We start from the raw sequence: 17,140 nt of genomic DNA on the forward strand, positions 1-17,140 counted from the left end.
GGCGCCATCTCGACCGAGTGCCGGACTCCCCTGTGCCGCAGGGAGTCCGGCGAACCGCAGCCGGTGTCACTTCCAGGCGCGGCGGCGGTTGTCGGTGGATTTCATCGGGCGGGTGGATTCCCAGACCCGGCGCCAGCGGGCGGCGTCGGGGCCGGACTGCTCGGGCGAGGCGCCGATGGCTGCGCGGCGGCGGGCTTCGTACCAGGTGGTGGATTCCTCGTCGAGCAGCGCCGAGACGGCGGCGGCGATCCGCGGCGCGAAGTCGCGGGCACTTTCGCCGGCGGCGGGGCGGAGCGGGTCGCCGTACCGGACGTGGACGGCGGGACGTCCGGGGATCGGCCAGCCGCGGCCGCGGGGCATGGCGGCGAAGGAACCCTTGATGCCGACCGGGATGATCGGTACGTCGTGCTCGACGGCGAGGTACGCCGCCCCCATCCGGAACCGCTGCACCCAGCCGTCGGGCGAGCGCGTGCCCTCCGGGAACACCACGACATTCCATCCGTCGGCGAGCAGGTCGCCCGGCGTGGAGCTCATCTTCCCGCCGCGCCGCTCGATCGGGAACGTGTTGAACACGATCGCCGACCCGGCAGCCCGCCACCAGGTGTCGAAGAAGTAGTCGGCGGCGGCCGCGAACGCCGTCCGCCGGCGAATCGCGTCCGGCAGCGACAGCAGCAGCAACGGGGTGTCGAGGTGCGACGAGTGGTTCGCGACGATGATCGCCGGACCGTCGAGCTTGAGCAGCGAGTCCAGGCCACTGACCTGCGGGCTGACCTCGAAGTTCAGCACCGCGTTCAGCGGGCCCTTCTGGATCAGGTCGCGGACAGCGATCGCGGCCGGCGTCCGGGCCCACTTGGTCGGGAAGACCGAGGTCTCCTTCGGAACCACGTACGGCTCGGCGGTCCGCGGTACCTGCGGCCGCCGGCCCCAGCGCCACCCGCGAGCGACCAGCTTCACGTCCCGCGCGGTGTCGCGGCCGAACTTCACCAGGCCGGTACCCATCAGCGCACGTCCGCGAGCAGGTGCGGCGGGTTGTGCAGGTACGTGATCGAGGGCGACCGGCCGACCGAGTGGCTGACCATCTCGAGCGCGTCCTGCAGCGTGGACGCGGACCGGAAGCCCATCCGCTCGACGGTCCTGCGGTTCCCGCCGACCCAGACGATGTCGCCGCAGTGGTCCAGCGCGTGCGAGATCCAGTACCACATGTAGAACGGGTGCACGCCGTGGTACGCGTACGACGTCCGGTACAGGTGGATGTACCACGGGTCCTCGGCGTACTGCTTCTCGAACTTCGCCTCGATCGTCGCCGGATCGGTGCTCTCGGCAAGCACTTCCTCGAAGAAGTCGACGTACGACGGGTGGTGCAGCTGGCTGAACTCGTAGTCGACCGGGTGGTACAGGATCACCGCGCCGTCCTTGCGGACGACCGGGTTGCCGCGGTACGAGTTGAAGTAGTAGCCCAGGCCCATGCAGGCGGCCAGGATCGGGTTCATCACCGAGTTCACGTTGTACGGGCCGACGAACGGCACGCCCATGATCGCGACGTCGGACTGACCCTGCACCTCGACCAGGTGCTGACGGTGCACCGCCTCGATGGTCTTCTCGTGCACCGGCTCGATCGCGCCGGCGTTGATGCCGGTCAGGCCGTAGTTCGAGCGGACGTCGGTGAAGATCTTGTGCCGCAGCTTGGCCGGTGCGGCGGCGAGCGCCCGCTTGGTGCCGAGCATCGAGGCCTGGTCCTTGATCGACCACTCCCACTCACGCTTCTGCAGGAACTCCAGCGGCCCGCCGAAGATGTCGTTGTTCAGCGTGGTCTCGATCTGGAACACCTTGACGTGCTGGGTCAGCACCTCGCCCATCCGCCAGGCGGAGTGGTGCATCTTGGACGCCTTGTGGTCCATGAACGACCGGGAGTGGATCATCGTGTGGCTGTTGTGGTGGTGCTTCAGCGACTTGTACGACGCCAGCCCGATCGACGTGGACTTGTGGCCGCCGTCCATCGCGACCAGGTTCACGTTCACGTAGACGAGCAGGTCGGACTCGGCGGCCCGCTTGGAGATCTCGACGTCCTCGCCGTGCCGGGTCAGCCCCAGGTGGGTCAGGTTCGCGGTGTCCTCGGCGTCGAAGTTGTAGAGCTTGCCGTCGGGGAAGAACGACCGGAAGACCCGCTCGCCGACGATCTCACGCAGCTCGTTCGGGGTCAGCCGGCGGTGCAGGGCGTTCGCCGAGATCAGCTCGACGTCGTCGACACCGGCCTGCGCGGCCAGCTCCAGCACGGCCTCGATCACCCGCTGCCGGATGTCCGGCTTCTTCATCGGCGGCAGCGGCAGCGAGATGTCGTCGAACGCGATCGTCAGCCGCATGCCCGCGCGGAGCAATTCGGGCAGCGGCTCGGAGTCGATCGGGTTCAGCAGCGCGTTCTGGATCGCCTCGTCGACGTCGCGCACCGCGGGCAGCGCCTCCGGCGGGTACACCACCCGGGTGCCCTGCGGGAAGCGCTCCAGCAGGAAGCCCTCGCCGTTGTGCACGAGCAGCGGCGGCGTGCGGTCGTCCACCTCAAGCACGAAACCTGGCCGAGACATGTTCAGAACCTCTCTCGTCGTACGTTCAGCGCCTTCATGAGGCCCTCACATCGAATGCGACCTTGACTGTGCCGAGCCGCCCGGCGGAATGTGCGTGATCCAACGCCTCGCGCCAACGGTAGAGCGGATACCGGGCGCCGACGATCCCGTCCAGCGGGGCGCGGCCGGCGAGCTCCAGCGCGGTCTCGAACGCCGGCAGGCCGTTCGGTTCCTGCCGCGCGGAGGCGTACGTGCCGGTCACCTCGAGCTCGCGGAACCAGACCGGCGACAGGTCGGCGCCGCCGGCCGGCATCCCGGACAGTACGACGCGACCGCCGGCCTTGGTGACCCGCAGCACGGTGTCGATCGAGTCCTTGCTGCCGACCGCGTCGACGGCGACGTCGACACCACCGAGCAGGAACTCCGGCGCCCCGAACTCGGGCTTCAACCGGAACGCCCCGGTCGAGCGCCGGACGCCGCGGAACACCTCGTCGGGTGCCACCACGTCGCTGGCGCCGAAGGCCCGCGCGAGTTCCCGCTGCTTGGCGTGCTTCGCGACGACCGTGATCCGGCCGGCCTGGGTCAGTTCGCGCAGCGCGAGCGTCGCGAACAGGCCGACCGCGCCCGCACCGCTGACCAGCACCGACTGCCCGGGCTGGACGTTGGCGCGCAGCGCGGCATGGACCGCACCGGCGAGCGGCTCCACGAGGACGGCGCGCTCGTCGGACATGCCGTCCGGTACGGCGTACAACTGGCTCCGGTGGGCGACGAGCAGGTTGCCCCAGCCGCCGCCGGTGTCCTGGCAGAACCCGGTCTGCAGACCCGGCGCGACGTGGCCGACGGTGATCCGGTCGCAGCGGTTGGTGTTGCCGGACGAGCAGCCGTCGCACGGTTCGACACCACGCGCCGCACAGGTCAGGACGCTGTCCATCACGACCCGCGTGCCCCTCGGCAGGTCCTCGCAGTCGTCGAGCAGCTCGCCGACGATCTCGTGACCGGGAACGAACGGCAGCGACACGACGGCGGAGAAGTACAGCTTGGTGGAGCCGGTGACCATGCCGAGGTCGGAGCCGCAGATACCGGACAGGATCGGGCGGATCCGCGCCCAGCCGTCCCGCTCGGCCTTCGGCTCGTTGATCGTGACGAGCCGCAGCGGCGCGGCCGGGCCGGTCAGCATGCCGGGGATCCGGCCGCGGACCGCCTTGGCCGCCAGGTACTTGGCCGGCGACCGGTACATCTCCAGCGCGAGCATCATCGGGCGTTCACCCCTGGGAGCTCCAGACGGGACGAGGTGGACGGAGTCTTCCAGTCGACGATCTGCCAGCGCGCGGCCCGGGCGGCCCGGAACAGCGACACGTCCGGCGAGACCGCGACCGGGTTGCCGACGGTCGTCAGCATCGGCAGGTCCGAGTGGCTGTCGGCGTAGGCGAAGGACTTCGACAGGTCGACGTTGTGCTGCCGCGCGTGGTGTTTGATCCACGCGGCCCGGGACTCGCCGACCAGCGGCGGCCCGGACAGGAACCCGGTGCAGCGGCCGCGGTCGTCCACGGCCAGCTCGGCCGCGACGATCTCGTCGAACAGCGGCTCCAGTGGGCGGGTCAGCGGCCGGACGGCGCCGGTGATCAGGATCGTCTTGTGCCCGGCGGCGCGGTGCTCGCGGATCCGTCGTACGGCGGCACCGCTGAGGCGTTCGAGCACGTGCTCGGCGAGGATCTCGTCGACGATCCGGTTCAGCTCCTCCAGGTCCGCGCCGGCGTAGCGGCGGTAGATCGTGCGGAGGAACGTGCCGCGGTCCTTGCGTTCGGCGGCGATCAGCTTCGGCAGTTTGCGCAGCATCGCGCCGATCTCGCCGGCCCGCTGCGGACCGTCGAGCTCGGGCAGCCGCATCCACAGGTAGGTCTCGATCACGTTCGAGGACAGCAGCGTGCCGTCCATGTCGAACGCGGCGATCACCTTCGCCTCGGAGGGCTCGACCTTCTTGAGGACGCCGGCCGACGCGGCGAGCGCCTTGTTCCGCTTCTTCCGGACGACGTCGAGGCGGCGCATCGAGTCGGTGACGCTCGGGCAGTGCACTTCTTGCAAGTAGTGCTGCCAGTCGACGACCGCGGTGTCGCAGGCGAACTTCTCCTTGTCGTCACCCTCGAGCGCGTTGTGCAGGGCCAGCACGTTGTCGTCGATGAACTGCAGCTCGGCTTGTGCGTACTCGGCGTACAGGTCCATGTAGCGGCGGAGGAAGTCCAGCCGGCGCTTCTGTACGTCGAGTTCGCGCGCGTACTTGCGGGTCCGCTCGCCGCGCGGGACCCGGGTGATCACGGCGTCGGCGATCTTGTGTGCCTTCTCGCCGTACCGCAGCATCGTCTCGACCGAGTCGCCGCCGGGGAACTTCCACACCGGCAGCCGGACCGCGCCACGCTCGCCCAGGTCGAACGGGTGCTTGGAGAAGTACGCGCGGACACCGGCGTACAGCTGCTCGAACGTCAGCGGGTTCCGGGCGCCGGAGCCGATGTGGTAGTACTCCGGCTTGCTCAGCTCGGGCTCGGTCGCCATCACCGCGCAGATCGCGCCGACCACGTGGTCGACCGGGATGATCTCGATCACCGAGTCCGGTGACGCCGGGAACTCCGGCAGCTCGCCGCGGCCGTACGCCAGGATCAGCGGCTCGGCCATCTTGAAGCCCTCGATCCAGCCCGGGTGCGGGGACTGGACCGCGGACTCGATGATCGCCGGCCGGACGATCGACGTCGGCAGCTTCGCCGAGAACTCCTCGACGACGCGCTCGCCGAGCGCCTTCGTGAACGTGTAGCAGTCGGTCCAGCCGAGGCTGCGGGCGCGCTCGGTGCCGGTCTCGACCAGCCGCTTCGCGACCCATTCGATCCGGCGCCGTTCGGTGTCGGCCGCCGCGGTCAGGTGACCCGCGCGGCGGTGCAGCTTCTCGGCCTCCTTGCGGAACTTCGCCAGCATCGGCGCGGACCGGGACTGCTCCTCGACCCGGGCCTTCATCGCCATCCCGGCCTCGGCCTCGGTGCGCCAGTCGACGAAGTGCTCGACCGGGGCCTCGGGGATGGCGCCGCGCCGGCGGCCGGCCGTGTACGCGGTGGAGATGTGGACGTAGTGCACCGGGCGGCCCGTCTCGACGATGCGCTCGAGCAGGCTCTTGGTACCGAGAACGTTGGTCGTGAACGCCTCGTGGATCGGCGGGTCGAAGCTCACGTCACCGGCGCAGTGCACGACGATGTCGAGATCCTTCGGCAGCTCCGGTACGTCGGACAGGTCGCCCTCGACGACCTGGATCCGGGCCGCGGTCAGCGCCTCGGCGTCGGCGTACGGCGTGCCCTCGCCGTAGAACGGCTTGAAGATGTCCTTCTTCAGCAGCTGCGCCATCCGGTCGACACCGGTCAGCGAACCCTTCGGCCGGATGATCGCGGCCACCGTGGTGCCGGGCAGGTCCCCGAGGATCCGGTGCAGCAGCGCCTCACCGACGAAGCCGGTGACACCGGTGACGAGGACCTTCTTGTCCTTGAGCTTGTCGGCCAGACTCACTTGTCGCCTCCACGCGTGAGCTCGAGTGCCTCGGTCAGGGTGAACGCACCGGCGTACAGCGCCTTGCCGACGATGACTCCTTCGACGCCGTCGGGGACGAGCGTGCTCAGGGCCTCGAGGTCGTCGAGGCTGGAGACGCCGCCGGAGGCGATGATCGGCTTGTCGGTGCGGGCGCACAGCTCGCGGTACAGGTCCAGGTTCGGGCCCTGGAGCATGCCGTCCTTGGTGACGTCGGTGACGACGTACCGCTCGCAGCCGGCCGCTTCGAGCCGGGCGAGCACCTCGTACAGGTCGCCGCCTTCCTTGGTCCAGCCGCGGGCGGCCAGGGTGCGGCCGCGGACGTCCAGGCCGATCGCGACCCGGTCTCCGTACTGCTGGATGATCCGGTCGCACCACTGCGGGTTCTCGAGCGCGGCGGTGCCGATGTTTACCCGGCGGGCACCGGTGGCCAGTGCGGCTTCCAGGGAGTCGTCGTCGCGGATGCCGCCGGACAGCTCGACCTGTACGTCGAGTTTGCCGGTCACCTCGGCGAGCAGTTCGCGGTTGCTACCACGACCGAACGCGGCGTCCAGGTCGACGAGGTGGATCCACTCCGCACCTGCCTGCTGCCACGCCATCGCCGCCGCCAGCGGGTCACCGTACGACGTCTCGCTCCCGGCCTCGCCCTGCACCAGCCGAACCGCCTGCCCGTCCGCCACGTCGACGGCAGGCAGCAGCACCAAATGGTCAGACATGGGGCACACCCTAGAGGGCCCAGCTGAGAGATCTGTAACCCGGAGGCCACCTGAGTCGTTTGAAATCGATCTGTCTCAGCAATACCAGTAGGGTGAATGGTCTGGTGTTTACGCTGGTCCGGTGACCACCGTCGAGCAGCTCGCGAGCGACCCTCATCCGATCCTCGCGAGCATCCGTCCGATCGGCTGGCTGGACGCCCTCAGCAGCTGGGTGGTCACGAGCCGTTCGCTCGCGATCCACGTCCTCCGCGACCCGGAAACCTTCACCGTCGACGACCCACGCTTCTCCACCGCCCAGGTAGTAGGCCCGTCGATGCTCTCCCTCGACGGTCCCCACCACAAAACCCACCGCGATCCCTTCGAGTCCCCCTTCAGCCTCGCCGAAACCCGCCGCCGCTTCACGGCGCCGGTCCAGCACACAGTGGCGGAGTTGATAGGAGCGATCCAGCCATCCGTCGCGGCAGGCGGCCAGACCGGCGCGGTGGGCAGCGGAGCCGCCGGGTTGGTCGGCGCGGCAGGCGGCGGAGCCGCCGGGGTGGTCGGCGCGGCAGGCGGCGGAGCCGCCGGGGTGAGCGGTGCGGCGGGGGCCGGGCGGGGGCGGCGGGGGGCGGCTGACTTGCGGACGGGGTTGGCGGGGCCGTTGGCTGTTGCTGTGGTTGCCTACTCGTTGGGGCTGCCACCGGCTTCGGCGCCTACGGTCCTGGGTTGGTACTCGGCGATCTCCGAGTCGGTGTCTGGGGTGTCGGCGGGACTGCCGGTGACGGAGGCCGGGAGTGCGGCGTTCGCTGAACTGCACAAACATGTTGCTTCTGGCATCGACGGGTCGGACTCGTTGCTGGCGGCGGCTGCGCACGCCGGGCTGGGGGTGGACGAGGTGGTGGCCAATGCGGCGGTGCTGATGTTCGGGGGGATCGAGACGACCGAGGGGATGATCACGAACGCGCTCTGGTATCTGCTCAACCACCCGGACCAGCTGGCGATCGTGCGGGACGAGCCGGAGTTGCTGGCGAACGCGGTCGAGGAATCGCTGCGACTGGAACCGGCCGCCGCGGTGGTCGATCGGTATGCGACCCGCGACGTCGAGCTCGCCGGCCATCTGATCCGTCGCGGCGACATGGTGACCGTCTCACTCGCGGGCGCCGGGCGCGACCCTGAGGTGTTCGAGGACCCCGACACCTTCGACGTACGCCGTACCAACGCCCGCCGGCACCTCGCCTTCGCGAGCGGTCCACACATCTGTCTCGGCATGCACCTGACCCGCCTCGAAACACTCGCCGCTCTCGAAGCGGTCCTCGACCTACCCGGACTCCACCTCGACCCCGACTCACCCCCGCCGTACGGCCTGGTCTTCCGCAAGCCGCCGGCCCTCAATGTCAGCTGGGACGCGTGAGCACCAGCATCGACGCCGAGTAGACGGGCATCACCCGCTCCGGATCCCCTTCCGCATCAGCCGCGAACCGCGCGAACCCGGCGTCCAGCTCAGCCGCCGGCAAATGCTCGAACGTCGACAAAGCGCGATGACGCAGCCGCTCGTACCGCTCCCGCAACGTCCGCGGCTCCTCAGCAACCAGCTGTACGACGTCCGCCCCCGGCGCCAGCCCCGCCGCCATCGCCAGCTCCCGAACCTCCGCCACCGACTGATACATCCCCGCGTCGACCGCCCGCGCCGACGGAAAGTACTCGTACCAGAACAGGTCCGGCATCAGGTCCGCGAACTGCGTCCGCAGCAACGCCACTCCCCCGGGCCGTAACACCCGCCGCACCTCACGCAGCCCCTGCAACCGATCGGTCCAGTGGTGGAACGTGAGGAACATCAGCACCACGTCAACCGATGCCTCGGGCAACGGAATCGCCTCCGCGCTGCCCGCCAGGTAGGTCACCCCCGGCGCCGCCGGAGCCTCCGCACGCATCCGGTCCGACGGCTCCACGCCGTACACCCGCCCCTGGAACTCGGCCGCCAGCCCCGGCGTCAACCGCCCGGTACCACTCCCCAGATCGAGCACATCCAGCGGCCGCCGCTGCGGTACGTACTCCGCGAACGCCTTGGTCCAGCGCACCACCTCGGCCGCCGAGATCCCCCGGCCCGCGACGTAAACACTGCCCATCCGACCGTTGTAGTCGACCATGCCGACCCTATCCCCCTTGCCCGAGCATGGCCGCGACCGAAAACAACGCGGCGAGGACTGCAAGGACAGCGGCGACGTACGAAAGCACAGTCGTCGACAGTACGACGCGGCGGCTGTTCGACTGACGACTCGCGCGTACGGCGTGCGCGGCGACAACCGCTGCGACGGCGACGAGCAGACCGGGCACCGGTTGGAGCAGGAATCCGGAGACATCGAACGACGGGTCCGAGTTCACCAGCTCTGCCATCGTCGAGAAGCCACCCCAGAGCGCGAGCGGCGTGGACATCGCGAGCAACACAGCGGCCGGGGCAGCCGGGACCCGCCGTAGACTCACGGCGATCAACGCCGCCAGGCCGATCACGACCAACCCGACGAACGACCACAACGCGACATCGCCTCGCTGATCGGGCACGCTTCCCCCCACTGATCGGCCCAGCTACCGCCAGTAAAGGTCGCCGAGACCGCGCTGTACAGCCTGTCAGGCGAAGAACACGTCGTACGCGAGCCGCAGGATCAGGGCCGAGACCACCACCAGGAAGATGACGCGAACGAACCGGCTACCTCGGGCGACGGCGGTGCGCGCACCGAGCAGGCCGCCGAGCATGTTGGCGGCCCCCATGATCAACCCGAGTCCCCAGAGCGGCGCGCCATGCACGGCGAAGACCAGGATCGCGCCCAGGTTCGTGGCCACGTTGGCGATCTTGGCCTTCGCACTGGCCTGCAGGAAGTTGTACCCGAGCAGCCCGACCAGCGCGAAGATCAGGAACGAGCCCGTCCCCGGACCGACCGCGCCGTCGTAGAACCCGATCAGTACACCGACCCCGCTCGCCGCGAGGTAGTGGTCGCGACCGTCGAAGCGCAGGGCGGTCCGCGCTCCGAGCGACGGCTTGAGCGCGGTGTAGATCGCGACGAGGACGAGCAGCACCAGCACGATCGGCTTGAACCACGACATCGGGATCCTCGTCGCGACCAGCGCGCCGCCGGCCGCGCCCAGACCGGCGAGAATCGCCAACGGCAACACGGTTCTACGGTCCGGACGCACCTTGACACCGAACGTGACCGCGCTGGTCGTCGTACCGAACAGCGACGAGATCTTGTTGGTGGACAGGATCTGCGCCGGCGACGCGTTCGGCAGCCCGAGCAGCATCGCCGGCAGTTGCAGCAGGCCGCCACCGCCGACGACGGCATCGATCCAGCCGGCCGCGAAGGCCGCGATCACCAGGAACAGCAACGTCAGCAATGAAACATCAGGCACAGAGCCCGATGATCCGGTAAGGGCGCAGTACCGCTCAACCCTTACGCCGGCCAGTGAGAGACAAACCACTCAACCGGTGCCACCCTGAGGCCATGGCGTCCTCGATCCTGCCGCCGGAAGGCGAGCAACTCGCCACCGGCTGGGAGCCGGACCTCGCGCCGGCCGACTCGCTGATCCGCCAGGCCGTGCTCGCGCACGCGTCCTGGGCGGTCGATGCCGCCCGCCGGGCCGGCAAGCCCTGGTACGACGGTGACGCCTGGGCCGGCGGCATCCTCGGCGAACGCGGCGCGTTGACGAACTGGGTCGTCCTGAAGCAGCCCGTCGACCCGGCCGGGGTCGTCGCCGAGGTCGCCCGTGAACTGCCGGGCGACGCGCCGTACCTGTTCGTCAGCCCGTGGCCCACCGGGGACCTGCGCCCGTCGGGGCTCGGGCTGGCCGGGCACCCGCCGCTGATGCTCCGGCTCCCGCAGACGGCAACCACTCCTCCGGTGACCGATCTCGAGATCCGTCGGGTGACCGACGCCGACGGCCTGGCCGACGCCGAGCGGGTGCTGGTCGAGGGCTATCCGCTGCCGGAGCTCCTGCCCTTCAAGCCCCGCGCCATCTACGTCCCGGCCTTCCTCGACGGGTCCGCGGTCTGGGTCGGGTACGACGCCGGCGTACCGCTCGCGACAGCGGTGGCGTACAGCGCGGCCGGGCTCACCCTGGTCGAGAACGTCGCGGTGATGCCCGCCGCGCGCGGTCGCCGGGCCGGCGCGGCGATCACCTGGGCAGCGACGACGACGTACGACGACCAACCGGCGGTGCTGATCGCGTCGGACGACGGGCAGCCCGTGTACGAACGGCTGGGTTATCTGCGCGTCGAGCGGTGGACGGTCTGGGTCAAGCCGTGACACCTCGTCCGGGAGAATGGGCCGGGTGAAGTTCCTACTGCTGATCCACAACAACCTCGAGGCGCTCAAAGGGCTCAGCGAGCACGAGCTGACGGAGCTGGCCGGTGGGCGCGAGCAGGTCGCCGCGACCGCGCGCGAGCTGTTGAAGACCGGCGAACTCGTGTCGGTGCTCGGGCTGAACGAGCCCGGCCAGGAGCGGGACATCCAGCTCGTCGCCGGTACGCCGGTGATCTCGGACCGGCCGTTCCTCGAGACCAAGGAGTACCTGGCCGGCGCAATGGTGCTGCACTGCGCGTCGGTGGAGCGGGCGCTCGAAATCGCCGCGCTGATCCCGCTGGCGCAGTTCCGCCGCGTCGAACTGCGCGAGATCCGGCTCGACCAGGACGACTTCCTAACGGAGCTCACCGAGTCGTGACCGACGTCGAGACCAACGTCGAGACCGCCATCCGGGCCGCCGCGCCACGGGCGCTGGCCGCGCTGGTCCGGCGGTACGACGTGTTCGACCAGTGCGAGGACGCCATCCAGGAGGCACTCCTCGAGGCGCTCGTGCGATGGCGCGAGAACGGCGTACCGGAGCAGCCGACCGGGTGGCTGATCAGCGTCGCGACGCGACGGCTGATGGACGGCTGGCGGCGGGACAACGCCCGGCGGCAGCGCGAGCTGAACGACTTCCTGCGCGCCGCCGATCCGGATCCGGAGGACTACCACGAGGACTCCGACGACACGGTCCGGCTGCTCGTACTGTGTTGTCATCCGGCGCTGACCCCGGCCTCGCAGATCGCTCTCACACTGCGCTCGGTCGGCGGTCTCACCACGGCCGAGGTCGCCGCCGCGTTACTCGTCAGCGAGACGACCGTGGCGCAGCGGATCAGCCGAGCCAAGCGGATGATCGCCGGCGCCCGCTTCGAGCTACCGACCGCCGAGGAGTACGACGTACGCCTGCGCGCTGTCCTCCAGGTTCTCTACCTGATCTTCAACGAAGGCCACACCGCCAGCGCGGGCGCCTCGCTGCAGCGGGTGGATCTTGCAGCGGAAGCGCTCCGGATCACCCGGCTGCTGGAGCACGCTGTCGGAGCAAACGACAAGGACAACGGCGAGGTCACCGGGCTGCTCGCGTTGATGATCCTCACCCACGCCCGCCGGGACGCGCGGACCGGTCCGGGCGGCGACCTCATCCCGGCCGACCGGCAGGACCGTTCCCGCTGGCACGCCGACGAACTCGCCGAAGGGATCCGCCTGGTCGAAGGCGTACTGCGGACCGGGGCGGTCGGCCCGTACCAACTGGAGGCGGCGATCGCGGCCGTGCACAGCGAGGCGGACTCGGTCGAGACGACCGACTGGGCGCAGATCGCCGGCCTCTACCGGCTCCTCGAACGCGTCGACCCGAGCCCGATGGTCAGGCTCGGCTCGGCGGTCGCGATCGCGATGACCGACGGGCCCGACGCCGGCATCGCGATCGTCGAGGAACTCGCCGACGACAAGTACGTCGGCAACCACCACCGCCGGCTGTCCGTCCTCGCCCACCTGCACGAGCTCGCCGGCCGCCCGGACCTGGCGCGCTCCAACTACCTCGCGGCACTGGAGCGCACCCGGAACGCGGCCGAGCAGAACTACCTCCGCGAGCGCATCGCCCACCTCATCACATGACGGCGACCGCCGGTCCACTCGGGACGCGGCGGGACGCTGAGCGCGTTGCGGAACACATGGCCTGGATCGACCGCCTGCTTGAGCGCGGCCAGCCGCTTGCGATGGGCTTCGGGGTAGCAGGCGTCGAGGTCGGCGTCGGTCGGGTGGGACAGAAAGTTCAGGTACGCGCCGTTCGGCTCGAGCGATCGCCACAGCGCGTCGAAGTCCTTGGGCTGCGTACCTTGCTGTTCGGGCGTCCCCATCAGCACCGAGTTCACCAGGAACCGCGCGTCGCGATGGGCGAACGCCGTGGCGTCCGCGGGCATCGCGCCGTACGCACCACCTAGTGACCGGATCTCGATCGCGAGACCGGGGATCCTCTGGCGGGCGTCCAGCAGCTTCTCGGTCAGACCGCCAGGCCAGGTGTTGTAGAAGCCGTTGCGGATCCGCGGGCGCCAGTCCGGCGGCATGGTCATGTCGCTGAACACCTCGGCGTACAGGACCCCCGCCACTTGCTCGCTGATCAGCGAGCCGAGGTGCCGCAGCGGTTCCAGGACCGATGCGGTGGTCGCACACACCTGGATCGCGACCGGGACCTGCCCGTCCGCCATCATCGTCGGCGCCAACTGCAGACTCGCCGTCAGTTCCTCGGGAGCGTCGGCCATGTACTCCGTCCACGCGCGGATCACCTGCTTCGCCTGCGTCCACGGGTACAGCAAGGTTCCGAAGTACACCTTCGACCGGCGGACGGCGCTGATGTCGTACGACGTGACCACGCCGAGGCTGCCCGCCGCGCCGCGGACGCCCCAGAACAACTCCGGTTCGGTGGCGGCGTCGACCCGCCGGACGGCCCCGTCCGCGGTCACCACTTCGGCGGAGACCACGTTGTCGATCGCCAACCCGTGTTTGCGGACCATCCACCCGATCCCGCCGCCGGCCATCAACCCGCCAACGCCGACGCTCGCCGTGTCACCCGACGAGATCGCCAACCCGAGCTTGCCCAACCGCGCGGCAACGTCTCCCCACGTCGCCCCGGTGCCGACCCGGACGACGTCGTCCGGCAACACCCGCACCTCGTCCAGCGGCCGGACGTCGATCACGACCCCGCCGTCGCTCGTCCCGAATCCGGCCGCGTGATGCCCGCCGCTCCGGACCGCAATCGGCAGGTCCTGCGCCTCGGCGTACTTCAATGCCGCCACCACGTCCGCCGCCGTCACACACCGGACGACCACGGCCGGCCGGCCCACCGCGACCACCGTCCGACCGGCCGTCTCGAACCCGTCGTCACCCGGTACGAGTACATCCCCCGCGACAACCCCACGCAGTTCCAGTTCCTGCATCTCACTCCCTCGATCCCGGCGCCCCCTCTGGCGCCTCACCCCCAGATCGCAGCCGGCCACGGATCCTCGACATCCGATCCGCACGCCGTTGACCGGATGTTTCGCCGGGCGTAGACCTGAAGAAGTGCTCGGGGGTTCTGCTGCACGTCGTGGGGGTGGGTCATGGGCAGGATGTCGCGTTTCTACGCAACTGCGGGCCGCCGGGTGGTTGCCGCGGCGACGGTGCTCGCGCTGGCAGCGGCGCTGACGATCACGGCGGGCACCGCGGCGGCGGCCGCGCCGAAGCCGAGACCGGGGAAGCTGACCACGGTCGTACTCAGCCCGGCGACGGCGACGATCAATCCGGGCGCCAAGCAGGCCTACAGCGTGCAGGGATTCGACGCGGCCGGTAACTCGTTGGGCGACCTGACGTCGCAGGCCACGTTCACGATCAGCCCGGCCGGTAGCTGCACGGCCAATGTATGTACCGCGACCACGCTCGGCGCCCACACCGTCACCGGAACGGTCAAGAAGATCAGCGGGACCGCCACACTGACGGTTGCGCAGGCCGATCTGGCGACAACTCAGACCGTCAGCGACGCCTCGCCGTACTACTACGCGCCGATCACCTTCACCACCACAGTCACCAACACCAGCAGCACGACGACCTCAACCGGCGTGGCAGCGTCGGTGAATCTGCCGGGGGCGGTCGTGACTCCGACGGTGACACCGAGCACCGGTGCTTACGCGGCCGGCCGATGGACGATCGGATCGCTGGCCCCGGGTGCGAGCGCGACGCTGACGATCTCCGGCTTCGCCGGGGACGTCGCCGCGGGTCTGCAGACCGTCACCGCCTCCGTGACCGCGGCAACGTTCGACCCGAACAGCGCCAACAACACCGCCTCGGCGTCCGAAGCGTCCCAGCCCGCACCACTGTTGCCGGTCCTCACCGGCCCGTCGGGTGCCCTGGACGTGTGCCCGCCCACGGTCACCGTCACCTGGACCCCGTCGATGGTGAACCTGATCAACCCGGCCGCACCCACGCTCGCACCGGGCACATTCAGCTATGTCATGGGATGCGCCAACCTCGGCAGTGGCGGGTGCCCGTCGCCGACCAGCGCACCTGGGAACCAGTCGTTCATCTCGTTCAACAACACCGATTTCGTGGTCGGCGCGGACTACCTCATCTCGCTCACCATCTTCCCGGTGTTCGGAGCCAACCCGAACTACCAGGACAAGGCGGTGTCCATCAACGTAGGCAGCCCTCCGCCGTACGACACCGCCCCCGTCTTCAGCGGGGTCTGTCTGAGCTAGCCGCGGACCGTGCTGACCAGGTGGTCGACGACGTCGGCCACCTGGATGTCGGCGCGGTCGCCGGAGCGGCGGTCCTTGACCTCGACGGTGCCGTCGGCGAGACCCTTGCCGACCACGGCGATGGTCGGGATGCCGATCAGCTCGGCGTCCTTGAACTTGACGCCCGGAGACACCTTCTCGCGGTCGTCGTAGATCACGCTCAGCCCGCGCGCCTCGAGTTCGGCGGCGATCTCGGCAGCCTTCTCGAACACCTCGGAGTCCTTGCCGGTGGCAACCAGATGGACGTCGGCCGGCGCGATCTCCCGCGGCCACACCAGGCCGAGCTCGTCGTGGTTGCCCTCGGCGATCGCGGCGACCGCGCGGGTGACGCCGACGCCGTACGAGCCCATGGTGACCGTGACGAGCTTGCCGTTCTGGTCGAGGACCTTCAGGTCGAGCGCGTCGGCGTACTTACGGCCGAGCTGGAAGATGTGGCCCATCTCGATACCGCGCGCGGTCTCCAGCGGACCGGATCCGTCCGGCGACTGGTCGCCGTCGCGCACCTCGGCCGCCTGGATCGTGCCGTCGGCGGTGAAGTCGCGGCCGTGCACCAGGTTGATCACGTGGAATCCGGGCTTGTCCGCACCGGTCACCCACGCCGATCCCTCGGCCACCCGCGGGTCGAGCAGGTACCGGATCTTCGACGTGTTCTCCGACCCGAGCACGCCCGGGCCGATGTAGCCCTTGGCGAGCGACGGGTACTTGACGAAGTCCGCCTCCTCGAACGCGACCACCTCGGCCGGCTCCACCTGCGCGCCGAGCCGCTTCTCGTCGATCGCCCGGTCCCCCGGTACGCCGATCGCGAGCGGCTCACGCGTCCCGTCCGGGTGCACGAGCATCACGAGCACGTTCTTCAGCGTGTCCGCGGCGGTCCACTCCCGGCCGTCGGTGCGCGGGTGCTTCGCGTTCAGCGCGTCGACCAGCGTGTCGATGGTCGGGGTGTCCGGCGTGTCCACGACCTCGGCAGCCGGTACGCCGGAGAAGTCCACCGGCTCGGCCTGCGGCACCACGACCGCCTCGACGTTGGCGGCGTACCCACCCGGGGAGCGGACGAAGGTGTCCTCACCGTTCTCCGCGATCGCGAGGAACTCCTCGGACCGGGAGCCACCCATAGCGCCGGACATCGCCTGCACGATCACGTAGTCGAAGCCGAGCCGGTCGAAGATCTTGATGTACGCCTGCCGGTGCAGCTCGTACGACTTCGCCAGGCCCTCGTCGTCGACGTCGAACGAGTACGAGTCCTTCATCACGAACTCACGCCCGCGCAGCACGCCGGCCCGCGGCCGCGCCTCGTCGCGGTACTTGTTCTGGATCTGGTAGATCGACAGCGGCAGGTCCTTGTACGACGAGTACAGGTCCTTGACGACGAGGGTGAACATCTCCTCGTGCGTGGGGCCGAGCAGCATGTCCGCGCCCTTGCGGTCCTTCAGCCGGAAGATGTTCGGCCCGTACTCCGTCCAGCGGCCGGTCGCCTCGTAGGGCTCGCGGGGCAGCAGCGCCGGGAAGACCAGCTCCTGGGCGCCGATCGCGTCCATCTCCTCGCGGACGATCCGCTCGACGTTGCGCAGCACCCGCAGCCCGAGCGGCAGCCAGGTGTAGATCCCGGGCGCGGCGCGGCGGATGTAGCCGGCGCGGACGAGCAGCTTGTGGCTCGGGACCTCCGCGTCCGCCGGGTCCTCGCGAAGGGTGCGGAGGAACAGCGACGACATGCGCAAAATCACGGGAGTCTCCAAGCG

At 69.7% G+C, this 17,140-nt stretch carries 15 protein-coding genes; 5 read left to right on the forward strand and 10 right to left on the reverse strand.

Features of this window, described 5'->3' with window-relative positions; genetic code table 11:
* Positions 1-66: 66 nt before the first annotated feature.
* Genes FB475_RS33855 through priA form a run of 5 tightly spaced genes read right to left on the reverse strand, consistent with a single transcriptional unit; the run spans position 67 to position 6,832 of the window.
* Positions 67-999: a lysophospholipid acyltransferase family protein gene (locus tag FB475_RS33855; RefSeq protein WP_141862156.1), complete on the reverse strand. Its 933-nt coding sequence runs from the start codon at positions 997-999 to the stop codon at positions 67-69.
* A complete protein-coding gene (gene larAH / locus FB475_RS33860) occupies positions 999-2,579 on the reverse strand; it encodes an NPN-dependent hydroxyacid isomerase, LarAH14/15/16 family (protein ID WP_141862159.1) in 1,581 nt (526 codons plus the stop codon). The genes FB475_RS33855 and larAH overlap by 1 nt, the downstream gene beginning before the upstream one ends.
* Before the next feature lie 34 nt (positions 2,580-2,613).
* The gene (locus tag FB475_RS33865; protein WP_141862161.1) at positions 2,614-3,813 is read right to left on the reverse strand and encodes a zinc-dependent alcohol dehydrogenase; all 1,200 of its coding nucleotides are present in this window, start codon (positions 3,811-3,813) and stop codon (positions 2,614-2,616) included.
* The gene (locus FB475_RS33870; protein ID WP_141862163.1) at positions 3,810-6,098 is read right to left on the reverse strand and encodes an HAD-IB family hydrolase; all 2,289 of its coding nucleotides are present in this window, start codon (positions 6,096-6,098) and stop codon (positions 3,810-3,812) included. Before FB475_RS33870 ends, FB475_RS33865 begins: the two co-directional genes overlap by 4 nt.
* Complete coding sequence (gene priA, locus FB475_RS33875; RefSeq protein WP_141862164.1) at positions 6,095-6,832, reverse strand: bifunctional 1-(5-phosphoribosyl)-5-((5-phosphoribosylamino)methylideneamino)imidazole-4-carboxamide isomerase/phosphoribosylanthranilate isomerase PriA; 738 nt, start codon at positions 6,830-6,832, stop codon at positions 6,095-6,097. The genes FB475_RS33870 and priA overlap by 4 nt, the downstream gene beginning before the upstream one ends.
* A gap of 121 nt (positions 6,833-6,953) precedes the next feature.
* Between priA and FB475_RS33880 the strand changes: the two genes are divergently transcribed.
* On the forward strand, positions 6,954-8,222 hold the full coding sequence (locus tag FB475_RS33880; RefSeq protein ID WP_238332612.1) for a cytochrome P450: 1,269 nt from the start codon (positions 6,954-6,956) through the stop codon (positions 8,220-8,222).
* On the opposite strand, the gene FB475_RS33885 is transcribed toward FB475_RS33880, so the two are convergent.
* The 3 genes from FB475_RS33885 to FB475_RS33890 form a co-directional block, all read right to left on the reverse strand.
* Positions 8,206-8,937, reverse strand: a complete 732-nt coding sequence (locus FB475_RS33885; RefSeq protein WP_185759556.1) for a class I SAM-dependent methyltransferase — start codon at positions 8,935-8,937, stop codon at positions 8,206-8,208. The genes FB475_RS33880 and FB475_RS33885 overlap by 17 nt on opposite strands.
* Before the next feature lie 28 nt (positions 8,938-8,965).
* On the reverse strand, positions 8,966-9,370 hold the full coding sequence (locus FB475_RS37060) for a hypothetical protein (protein ID WP_185759557.1): 405 nt from the start codon (positions 9,368-9,370) through the stop codon (positions 8,966-8,968).
* Between the two features lie 66 nt (positions 9,371-9,436).
* Positions 9,437-10,213 carry a sulfite exporter TauE/SafE family protein gene (locus tag FB475_RS33890; protein ID WP_141862168.1) on the reverse strand — a complete coding sequence of 259 codons (777 nt, stop codon included), beginning with the start codon at positions 10,211-10,213 and terminating at the stop codon, positions 9,437-9,439.
* Positions 10,214-10,305: 92 nt separating this feature from the next.
* Between FB475_RS33890 and FB475_RS33895 the strand changes: the two genes are divergently transcribed.
* The 3 genes from FB475_RS33895 to FB475_RS33905 are packed head-to-tail and all read left to right on the forward strand — an operon-like array spanning position 10,306 to position 12,753.
* The gene (locus tag FB475_RS33895) at positions 10,306-11,106 is read left to right on the forward strand and encodes a hypothetical protein (protein ID WP_141862170.1); all 801 of its coding nucleotides are present in this window, start codon (positions 10,306-10,308) and stop codon (positions 11,104-11,106) included.
* Positions 11,107-11,131: 25 nt separating this feature from the next.
* The gene (locus tag FB475_RS33900) at positions 11,132-11,521 is read left to right on the forward strand and encodes a YciI family protein (RefSeq protein ID WP_185759558.1); all 390 of its coding nucleotides are present in this window, start codon (positions 11,132-11,134) and stop codon (positions 11,519-11,521) included.
* On the forward strand, positions 11,518-12,753 hold the full coding sequence (locus FB475_RS33905; protein ID WP_141862174.1) for an RNA polymerase sigma factor: 1,236 nt from the start codon (positions 11,518-11,520) through the stop codon (positions 12,751-12,753). The genes FB475_RS33900 and FB475_RS33905 overlap by 4 nt, the downstream gene beginning before the upstream one ends.
* On the opposite strand, the gene FB475_RS33910 is transcribed toward FB475_RS33905, so the two are convergent.
* The gene (locus FB475_RS33910; RefSeq protein ID WP_141862176.1) at positions 12,717-14,072 is read right to left on the reverse strand and encodes an FAD-binding oxidoreductase; all 1,356 of its coding nucleotides are present in this window, start codon (positions 14,070-14,072) and stop codon (positions 12,717-12,719) included. The genes FB475_RS33905 and FB475_RS33910 overlap by 37 nt on opposite strands.
* 162 nt (positions 14,073-14,234) lie before the next feature.
* Between FB475_RS33910 and FB475_RS33915 the strand changes: the two genes are divergently transcribed.
* Complete coding sequence (locus FB475_RS33915) at positions 14,235-15,365, forward strand: DUF11 domain-containing protein (RefSeq protein WP_141862178.1); 1,131 nt, start codon at positions 14,235-14,237, stop codon at positions 15,363-15,365.
* Here the strand turns inward: FB475_RS33915 and FB475_RS33920 are convergent.
* On the reverse strand, positions 15,362-17,125 hold the full coding sequence (locus FB475_RS33920; protein WP_141862180.1) for a proline--tRNA ligase: 1,764 nt from the start codon (positions 17,123-17,125) through the stop codon (positions 15,362-15,364). The genes FB475_RS33915 and FB475_RS33920 overlap by 4 nt on opposite strands.
* Positions 17,126-17,140: the final 15 nt, after the last annotated feature.

The sequence above is a fragment of the Kribbella jejuensis genome, from assembly GCF_006715085.1.
GTDB classification, from domain to species: domain Bacteria; phylum Actinomycetota; class Actinomycetes; order Propionibacteriales; family Kribbellaceae; genus Kribbella; species Kribbella jejuensis.